The following is a 9,012-nucleotide window of genomic DNA, read 5'->3' as shown; positions in this document are numbered from 1 at the left end:
ATTATGTGGTCAGTTTGAAAGTGTTGCATGGAAGCGCACCGAGTCAGCAACCTGACATACACCGAATGGTAAATTTGGCCGTTGCGTTCTCCTTGCGAGCGGCCCGTGTTTCGTCAACTCGACAGCAGCCTTGTTCCTGCAGCACTTCGTGGTGCGGTGTTGGTCGACAATACCGGCATACCGCGCTATTGGTCTGCGATCTGGTCAGCGACGTCGATAGCACGGCTCGCCAGTTCAACGCTCACGCAGAAGCTTCGATACGTTGAAAACCTGTATCAGCATGCGGACAAGCTGATTGGCGACAACGCGCTTGATGATGCCCTGAGCGGATTTGACGACGAAGCACTGGCGGCGATCCTCGAATCCTGGTTCATCTCGATCCGGAATCAGCCAGCGGTGACCAGCGCCGACGAAAATCGCTGGCAGACAGGCCTCGGGTTTGTGACTGACATCATCACCTGGCTTTCCCGAGCTGGGAGCGCTGACGATCGGCTCCGGCACATTGAGCAGCGACTACACCGGCTGTCTTCGCTTTACAGCCAATTGCACGTTCGCAGGAGTGCTGCCGCGGATGCGGTCCGATCGCTTCCGGCCAGTACGGTCGAAGCGCTGTATATCTTGCTTGATCCGGAATGTCCGCAGAATCCGTTTCTACGCATGAAAACGCGTTGGCGTGTCTACGTCGCATTTGTACTGATGCTGCATCAGGGGCTGCGGCGCGGCGAGGTTCTGCTGCTTCCCGCGGACGCGGTCAAAAGCGCTTACGACCCAAAGCAGAAAAGAACTCGATACTGGCTCAACGTTCAGGAAAACGAGTATGAAGATGACGACGGTGACCCTCGGTATTCGAAACCTTCGATCAAAACCGTGCACTCCGTCCGTCAGGTGCCCGTCAGTCAGCTAACGGCCACGATAGTAGAAACCTACGTAGGAAACTATCGCGGCCGGCCTGATCACCCGTTCCTTCTGAATGCTCAATCCGATATGCCGCTCGCCACAGAGACGCTGACAAAGGTGTTTGCCCAGCTGTCGCGTTGTCTGCCCTCTGACGTATTGAATGAGCTTCATGACCGGACCGGTAAGGACTCCGTAACACCGCACGATCTACGCCATACGTGTGCAGTGGTTCGACTTCATCAGTTGCTCGAGCAAGGCGATCCAATGGATGAGGCACTTCAAAAAATGCGGACCTTCTTCGGCTGGTCAAGTAAATCGGTGATGCCATCGCGCTACGCTCGTGCCGTATTCGAGGATCGACTTGCGAATGTCTGGAACGATGCGTTTGATGATCGCGTTGCCCTCCTGCGCGCACTGCCAAAGGGGCGTTGACATGGGCAGATCGCAGACATCGAGGGAACTGTTTCGCTCTCTCGACACGGCGCAGAGCGGTCCTATTGAGAACGTGTTGGCCGCCCTGCCCACGCTGCCTCGTGTTATCCGCTACTACGATGAGTTCGATGACCGTCTGAGATCAATAGCCAATCCAGAAGGTTCCGATGCCTTCAACTACGTGTATGACGGAACGAGAGGTGCATTTGACTTTGCCCGGTTTGAGAGGGCCTACGCGTTACTTCTCAAGCACGTCTTCGCATTTGGGCTCGGCGAGGATCTCAGCATGTCAACGGTTCTCCATATAGTTACCGGTGGCTTGCATATCAGTCGCGATGAGATGGCGTCGGTACTGAGCGCAACGCCAACCGGAATTCTCCAGCAGTGGATGATTCTGCGCTCGCGGGACCTGCCTATGACGGCCTATTCGTGTGTCAAGACGGTTCTGCGCATGCTATGTCGCCATCGGTTGAGCGGCTGGTCCGAATCATATCTGGAGTTTCTGAGTGCACTCCCCTGGCCAGCACGGGATGCTCACGCTGGCATTCGGTCTGGAGATGTGTTTCTCTCGGTCGAGGAGGAAGCGTGCATTGTTCGCTACCTGGACAATACCGCCGATCAAGTTGCCACGGAATCTGGAAGCGCAGCGGAAGAGTTACCTCCTTCTTTGGATGAGGCGGGCATGTTGCTGTGTGCGTATCAGTTTGGCATGCGCCCCGTTCAAATCGCGAAGCTTGAAATGCGCAACGTCCGTATCTGGCGCGACGTGTCCGAAACAATGCCTTCGGTCCATCTTACCTTCCACATGGCCAAGCAGAGAGGTGAGTCCAGGAAGTTGCCTTTGACTCGCAAGGTCAAGCGTGAATGGGCTCCGATCTTCGCTTCCCTGTATGCAAAACGAGAGGCCGTGAGCATGTCAGGTTCAGCCCGCTTCTTTGCGGTCGAATCTGCTATGGATGCGGGACGCCAGATCGCCAAAGTAGTGAGGAACCTGATTGGCTCAAACGATCGCGGTACGGCGACGGACCTTCGCCACACTGCAGCCCAACGGCTCGTCGACGCAGGCGCGAGCCATGAAGAGCTAGCCGAGTTCCTGGGTCACTCGCATATACAGACGGGACTGGTGTACTACGCGACATCTGCCACCCACGCGGAACGGGTCAACCGGGCTCTCGGTGCGTCGGATGTCTATCGACGCGTCGCAAAGTTCGCACACGACCGGTTCATCTCCCCGGAAGAGCTCACCTTGCTCAAGGGTGAACAGCAAGTCGCCGGCGTGCCTCATGGCATCCCAATCGCAGGTATCGGTGGCTGCACGTCGGGTCAGCCGGCGTGCCCCTATAACCCGGTGACGTCCTGCTATGGATGCACGAAGTTCATGCCCCTGCATGACAAGACGATGCATGAGCGCGTGCTGTCCGAGATGCGCGAAGTGGTGGTCTTCTTCGACCAGAGTTCGCGCGGCGACACACAGTCTCCAACGTATCTGCAATTGCAGCGCACGATCGCTGAGATACAGGCGGTTATCGAAGAGCTGGAACGCGAAACTCGATGAACCCACACTACTCCGCGTTCATTGATCTCGGTAAAAGACTGGCACATGACAAGGGCCTGCCATGGGACATGCCTCTCGACGAAACAGGCGCTGCACGCGACGGCGTCGGCTGGAACCTCACGCTCGCTGTCGGCGACGTACCGCCGCCGACCCGTTACCTGCGAGACCTGGGAACTGATGCGAAGGCACTGACGCTCGTCAATGCAGAGCGCGGCGAGCGTGGCCTGACACTGATGCCCCGGCGCCCGCTATCGCCAGTGTGGCAGGATCTCATCAAGGCGGCCGTTGCCGAACAGTTGCTGTTCAAGCGCAACACTGCTGGGCATGTCATGCAGCACATCGCGCGACCACTCCGGGTAGTTGCAACATGCGTTGAAAAGGATCCCTGGCATCTGACCGTTGATGATCTGCGTATCGCGATTCGAATTGGAGCGGCGATGCAGGCCAGCGGGAAACTGGGCGATCTGGTCATCGGTATCGTCAAGGTGATTCTTGATGCCCAGCACCTCTGCGATGCGGGCCCGCTGTACTCGTCGTTGGCCGTTCCACGGATGAAGGTCAAAAGCGCGATCAAGGCGAAACATACCTGGTCGCCGGAAAAGTTGCGCGCGGACCTGGAGGCGCGCAAGCGCGATGAACGGCTCCCTGAACGCAGGGCGTTCTGGGAACTGGCCCGAATCGTGATAACCGAGAAGCCGCGCACGTTCATGGACGATCTGCGGTTCGCTGCGGTTCGCACTATGATCGTGACTGGCATGCGTGCGGGCGAAGCTGCCCTGCTGCCGCTCGACTGGAAGCGTGAGCGCGCTTACCTGGACGCGAAAGGACGGCCCGCCGGAGAGTCCGGGGGTATCTCGACTTCCCTGATGGTCCGCCACTTCGCCGAAAAGCAGCAGGACGACGGGTCGGACAGCCGCATCCTGCGTGAAAATGCTCAGCCGGTTCCCGATATGTTCCGGGCACTGCTGACCGAGACACTTGACCACGTTGCGAAGCTGACATATCCGCTGCGCGCGACGCTGAAGCTGCAGTGCGAAACGGGGCGTTTGCTTCCGTGGTACCCCGCCGATAGCATCGTGCCTGTCATCGAAGTCTATACGCGGATGATGGGTAACCCGTTCTGGCTGGATATTGAGCAGGAGCCGTTCATCGAACGCTACCGTGACGGCTTTGATCCGGTTGTACTCGACGAGCTACATCGATATCAACTCGAACGGTGTCGTAATGGTGACGTTGGGCTCAATATGGCGGTCTATGTGCTCGGAAATCGCCTGGTAAAGGCGATGCGAGATGGCAGGACTGGCATGCGCTTCCGCCATGCGAACGGCTCCTCTGTTAGTCATACAGAACGTATGAAATGGCACGAAGCGCATTTGCACGTTGGCGAGCTCGAAGCGCATATCAGGCTTGAAACGCCAACGAAGGTGTCGGACACCGTTGCACTACCGCTTGCATCCGGGGTCGTCCAGCCATGGGAGTTTCTGTTCGTGCAGCCCAAGCGCTCACTCGCCGAGGAGCGCAACGAGGGTCTGTGCGACGTGACGCGCTACCTTGCGGTCAACCGTCCGGACCCAACGTTCATCGGCCAGGCGCTCGGCGACGCGAAAAATCTGCCGTCACTGTTCGAAAAGTACGGGCAGACCGATGAGGATCGGGCCTTGAAGATCGAATCGCACATGCTGCGTCATCTACAAAATACCGAGCTGTTCCGGCTGGGCGTTGCTGATACCATCATCTCGAAGCGCTTCAACCGGCGCAGCGTCGCCCAGAGTTACGAGTACGACCATCGCAGCCTCGCCGAGGATCTTGAGGCGATCGAAATCCCGCAGGATATCGAAATCATGCTTGGCGAGAAGACTGCCACGGTTGCCAGGCTCGTCAAAGGTGGCAAGGCCAGTGGTCCGATCGTGGATGCGTTCCGGCGCATCCAGGCAACGGAGGGCGATACTGCCGCGTATGCGTACCTTCGTGCCGAAGCAGGCGGTTTCCATGCCACACCGTATGGGCATTGCCTGAATTCGTTCACGGTCGATCCCTGCCCTAAACATCTCGAGTGCTTCGCGGACTGTCGCCACCTGTCGGCCAGCGATCTACCCGAGCACCGGCAGAACCTGATCCGGCTCGAGGGCAAGTTCAAGCTTGCCATTGAATCGATCAATGCCAGACCATCGACCAGCATCGGCTGGCAGAATCAGCTTGACCATGCCGAGAAGCGGCTGGCCGGCGTACAGAAGCTTCTTGCAACACCAATGGGCGAACATCCCTTCCCGGGGGGCGTTGACCTGTCGCAGACCCGGCAACGCGGAGTACTTGATGACTGAACCTGACGAGACCACACCGTCCAGCAACGACGAGCAGATGCGCGCGATTCTAGAAACGCTGCTGGCAGATGATGAAGACATCACGGCGCGCGCCGTTGCGCGAGCACATCCGACCATCAAGGCAGCATCGTCGATCACCCGTAGTGAGTCGCGCAGCCAACTGCTCGCTCAATATCAGCAGCGGCAGGCTGACTACCGGCGTTGGCGCGTCCGTGTTGCCAAACGCTCGGGCGCAGATACTGCGGCATCGCTTGCCGACAAGGATATACGGATTGCAGAACTCGAAGCCACCGTGCAACTGTTGACTGCTTCGCACCTTGCAATGCTGCGCGCGGTCGGCGAACTCGGCGGCTTCAGCAAGTGGGCGAAGTTCTATGAATATCACCGGGCCGCCCGCGACAAGTTGGTAGAACTCGGCGCCATACCGGTTGCATCGGCCTCGGCCATGCCGGCAGCGCGCGATGGGAAAAAGAACAAACGCTAGTGCTTACCCGATCCTCCCAGCCGCGAAAGGGCTGGGTTCGCAGCGGAAGCTGCATTCCTCCCGAAAGGAGCATCTGATGTCCTATTGCCACTTCTTCCAGACGCTGCATGACGAGACTCACCCGGTTGGTAACCTTGGTCGCGGCACTCACTACTCCGTGCTACGTGCCCCGGTCTGGCACGACGAGTTGCTCAACCGGATTGAGCGGTGCGCCTTCCTCGACTTCGCCGTTATCTGGGATGAAGACCACGATGATCGCGTGATCGACGCGGTCATGGTGCTTTACGTCGGAGGCCTGCTTCCCGCGGTACGGTATATCGGGGAAAGAAAAGGTGTACTGACTGTGCTTCTGGCACCCGACGTTGTGCGGAACTGGGAAGCGGACAGACTGGAACAGTATCGCGACGACATCAACGACATCTGCCAAAGCCTAGAGGACCCGTGGACTGCGCAGGTCGATAGCGTCGATGGTCAGGACCACTCGATCATCCACGCATCACGCGAAAACGTCGCCGTCTATCTCAAGAATATCGACGTGCTCTGGCGTCTCGGCGTGAGTCCCAGAACGCAAATCAGCTAGCCGCCGGGATCGCGGAATGCGCAACACGGAGGCAGCAAGAGAGTGCTGTCAGGTGAAGTGCTGTTGCGTCAAACCGCATCAAAAACTAGGGCTGCCTGCGCGCAACAGGCAACCCGTTAAAAAGTGGGTCATCCTGTGGATAACTCGGCCGCCTTCCCCGTTGAAATATAACAAAAACTGAAAACCGCACCCAACGCAACACTAAGCCATACTTACCAAGATTCGAAGTTTCGAACGATCGTTCGTTTTTTTCCTTCGGCCACCCATTCACCCAGCTCCTGCCGTTCGCGCCCGGCTCGCGCGGCATACTCCACAACCTGCAATGAACGCTTACCCTGCGGCATGAGGAAGCGCATGAGGGTGCCCGACATCGGGGTCACGCTGCGTAGGATGGCACGCCATTGGCTGGTTACGGCGACTTGAGGGCGTTGAGCCGCGCTTGCGCCGTTTCGTCCGGGTACTGGCCGTGATACGCATCGAACAGCTGCGAGCAAAGTTGCGCCAGCGCCGCAAGATCGACGGCCTGGTCCGCGTGCTCGACCTCGCCTGCGCTGAGCACGTCATCGAGAACGGGAGCAAGACGACGCAGTTGCCGGAAAATGGCGGCGTCAAGTTTCATGCCGGAACTCCTGTGGTCAGCGGGCAGCGTGCCCCCAGGCTGACGCGCCCCGAGCGCTGCCCGGGCCAGTTTCGCCGGGCAGGCTGCAACGAATCCGGTGTCTCCCGGCGGGAAGAACGCGCAACGTGCCGGGCTGGCACGATGACGCCAGCACCGGCATTCGAGGCTGTCGCGGGCTCAGGCCAGCCGTCCTGTTGCTGGGTTAGATCCCGCCAACTTGCGGGCCTCCCCGTCCCCTGGCTCAGTTGAGCGTCCGCTTCGGACGCCGCAGGAGACGAATCTCCGCCGACACCGCATGCGACTCGACGCGCTGGACGTCCGCCGGTCCGGCTTCCTCTGCTGCCAGGCGCATCGTATTCCGGGTCGCCACTGCCCTCGACACCGCGCAGTCACGGGTGCCGTTGACGCCACCCAAACTTCTTCCGAGACCTCGTGTCCTGGCTCTCATCACTTTCCTCCTGTCGCGGTGCACACCGAACCTGAGAAACTACTTGAACATTAGACAGCTGGGTCCCACAGCGCAAGGACGTTGGGCGCGTGCATGCGGGACCGTCAACACCCGACGATGCCTGCCAGTCGTCATGAAGCCCGGTTCCTATTGTGCATCGCACAATGGAAAACGGGTGTTAGATGTTGTTAAACAGCAAAGGTCGGGTATACGCTCAGGCAAATTTCCTGCGAGACGACTATGGACACCCCTATGGCGCTGGACTGCAACGGATTACTGGCGCTATGGCATCGCCTCGTCCCGACCGTGGAAGGTGTCATGCGCGACCGGTACGAGTTGAACGCGTCCGGTGAAGTGGTGGCGAATGGTTGCCCGTCGGGCACGCGCCAGTTAGCGTTCACCGACATTTACTGTCAGCTGGCCGACCAGATGGGTCATCTGGCGGCCATGTCAGTGCCCGTTGTGACGCCCTCATTTGGCATCCGGGTCCCGGACGTGGTGTGGATGGCGCCCGGAAAATGGGAGTGTTTCGACCGCGATGGCCCCGTGCCGTTTGTTCCCGACCTTTGCGTCGAAGTGCTCCTCGACAGGGACCTGCCGCGCGAGAGGGACCGTCGGGTCGCGTCGTACCTGGAAGGCGGCGCCACGGAGGTCATTGTGGTCAGACAGGACGGGACGATTGAGTTTTGGGGAACGGAGGGCCGGCGCCAGGCCTCCACGTTCGCGATCACGCTGACAGTCGAGCCCGTCTATTGCCAGGCGCGTGTAGCAGCGAGCGCCGTCGATTTACACCCTCTGGCGGCGGCGGAACGGAGCGCCGCCCCGACCTGGGACGCAGGACGCCGGGTCGGGGGAGCAGAAGCAGGCAACCGCTAACGGGCCGCCGAACAACCGCGCAGCATCGGCCCAGACCGAAGTCCACGACCATGAGGACATGCTGAACCTCGCCGCGTGTCCCGGTCCTGAACGCCCGGGTGCAAAAAAACTAGCGGAACGAAACGCGCACCCGAAAGCGCCTCAAGACGTTGGCTCCGCGAGTAATCTATTCGCGCAGCTTCGGTTCAGGCCGCCGGCTTCGCGGATTCCCTGGCCGTTTCGCTGGTCTCACTGCCCGCCGATATCGCCTGCTTCCACGCCGTCATCATGGCCCCGGTGCCTGCCGGCAGGTTCTTCCCGAAGTTTTCGACCATCGCCTGCACATCACGCTGGTATTGCTGGGCCTGCGTCGCCGTGACCGCCGAGAACGCGCCCTGTGCGTCCGACACGACTTCCCACACGTCCCGACCATATGATGCGGCCTTTGCCACTGCGGGCTGGGCCAGGCCTGCCGTCAAGGCAACCCACTCTTGCGGCTGGCGAACAGACAGTGAATGGGTCAGGAGGTCCTGATTGTCTGCGAGGGTCGATTTGACTGCCCGAAAATTCAGTTCAGCGAGCTTTTCGATGCTCTCGACGGCCCTGGTCGCGAGACCAAAGAAGCTCTCCAGACCGGCTTTCTGCGCGGTGACCCACTGTTCGGGAATAGGCGTGCTCATCACTGCTCCATGGAGGTGAGACTGTGGATGTCAGGAGGGAACCTGGCGGAGATACGGACGGCCCGCTCGGGCCAATCGCCATTGCTGCGATGCAACGAATTCATTGTACGGCAGAGGCACGACACGCGTACGAGGGGAAAC

General features: G+C 59.6%; 9 protein-coding genes. 6 read left to right on the top strand and 3 right to left on the bottom strand.

Annotation, left to right across the window (positions count from 1 at the left end):
* The first annotated feature begins 105 nt into the window (after positions 1-105).
* From BO1_RS47525 to BO1_RS47505, 5 genes are all read left to right on the top strand, one after another.
* Complete coding sequence (locus BO1_RS47525) at positions 106-1,329, top strand: site-specific integrase (RefSeq protein WP_028223593.1); 1,224 nt, start codon at positions 106-108, stop codon at positions 1,327-1,329.
* A gap of 1 nt (position 1,330) precedes the next feature.
* Positions 1,331-2,884 (top strand): tyrosine-type recombinase/integrase, encoded by a 1,554-nt coding sequence (locus BO1_RS47520; RefSeq protein ID WP_084688834.1) that lies wholly within the window; start codon positions 1,331-1,333, stop codon positions 2,882-2,884.
* Entirely contained in the window at positions 2,881-5,205 is a 2,325-nt protein-coding gene (locus BO1_RS47515; RefSeq protein ID WP_028223591.1) for a hypothetical protein, read from the top strand. Before BO1_RS47520 ends, BO1_RS47515 begins: the two co-directional genes overlap by 4 nt.
* Positions 5,198-5,689: a hypothetical protein gene (locus BO1_RS47510; protein WP_028223590.1), complete on the top strand. Its 492-nt coding sequence runs from the start codon at positions 5,198-5,200 to the stop codon at positions 5,687-5,689. Before BO1_RS47515 ends, BO1_RS47510 begins: the two co-directional genes overlap by 8 nt.
* A gap of 76 nt (positions 5,690-5,765) precedes the next feature.
* A complete protein-coding gene (locus BO1_RS47505) occupies positions 5,766-6,269 on the top strand; it encodes a hypothetical protein (RefSeq protein WP_028223589.1) in 504 nt (167 codons plus the stop codon).
* 212 nt (positions 6,270-6,481) lie between these two features.
* Here BO1_RS47505 and BO1_RS60010 read toward each other — a convergent pair whose 3' ends face one another.
* Both BO1_RS60010 and BO1_RS47500 read right to left on the bottom strand, forming a co-directional pair.
* On the bottom strand, positions 6,482-6,640 hold the full coding sequence (locus tag BO1_RS60010) for a hypothetical protein (RefSeq protein ID WP_156992806.1): 159 nt from the start codon (positions 6,638-6,640) through the stop codon (positions 6,482-6,484).
* Positions 6,641-6,678: 38 nt separating this feature from the next.
* The gene (locus BO1_RS47500; RefSeq protein ID WP_028223588.1) at positions 6,679-6,888 is read right to left on the bottom strand and encodes a hypothetical protein; all 210 of its coding nucleotides are present in this window, start codon (positions 6,886-6,888) and stop codon (positions 6,679-6,681) included.
* A 688-nt stretch (positions 6,889-7,576) separates the two neighbouring features.
* On the opposite strand from BO1_RS47500, the gene BO1_RS55815 reads away from it, so the two are divergent.
* Entirely contained in the window at positions 7,577-8,212 is a 636-nt protein-coding gene (locus tag BO1_RS55815) for a Uma2 family endonuclease (RefSeq protein ID WP_084688833.1), read from the top strand.
* Between the two features lie 185 nt (positions 8,213-8,397).
* Here BO1_RS55815 and phaP read toward each other — a convergent pair whose 3' ends face one another.
* The gene (phaP, locus tag BO1_RS55810) at positions 8,398-8,871 is read right to left on the bottom strand and encodes a TIGR01841 family phasin (protein ID WP_043289165.1); all 474 of its coding nucleotides are present in this window, start codon (positions 8,869-8,871) and stop codon (positions 8,398-8,400) included.
* Between the last annotated feature and the right edge of the window lie 141 nt (positions 8,872-9,012).

It is taken from the genome of Paraburkholderia oxyphila NBRC 105797, assembly GCF_000685075.1.
GTDB lineage: Bacteria > Pseudomonadota > Gammaproteobacteria > Burkholderiales > Burkholderiaceae > Paraburkholderia > Paraburkholderia oxyphila.
This window is presented reverse-complemented; position numbering and strand designations above follow the sequence as displayed.

Coding starts and splice junctions, on each gene's coding strand:
- BO1_RS47520 (WP_084688834.1), top strand. CDS start 1,331: ATGGGCAGATCGCAGACATCGAGGGAACTGTTTCGCTCTCTCGACACG.
- BO1_RS47515 (WP_028223591.1), top strand. CDS start 2,881: ATGAACCCACACTACTCCGCGTTCATTGATCTCGGTAAAAGACTGGCA.
- BO1_RS47510 (WP_028223590.1), top strand. CDS start 5,198: ATGACTGAACCTGACGAGACCACACCGTCCAGCAACGACGAGCAGATG.
- BO1_RS47505 (WP_028223589.1), top strand. CDS start 5,766: ATGTCCTATTGCCACTTCTTCCAGACGCTGCATGACGAGACTCACCCG.
- BO1_RS60010 (WP_156992806.1), bottom strand. CDS start 6,640: ATGTCGGGCACCCTCATGCGCTTCCTCATGCCGCAGGGTAAGCGTTCA.
- BO1_RS47500 (WP_028223588.1), bottom strand. CDS start 6,888: ATGAAACTTGACGCCGCCATTTTCCGGCAACTGCGTCGTCTTGCTCCC.
- BO1_RS55815 (WP_084688833.1), top strand. CDS start 7,577: ATGGACACCCCTATGGCGCTGGACTGCAACGGATTACTGGCGCTATGG.
- phaP (WP_043289165.1), bottom strand. CDS start 8,871: ATGAGCACGCCTATTCCCGAACAGTGGGTCACCGCGCAGAAAGCCGGT.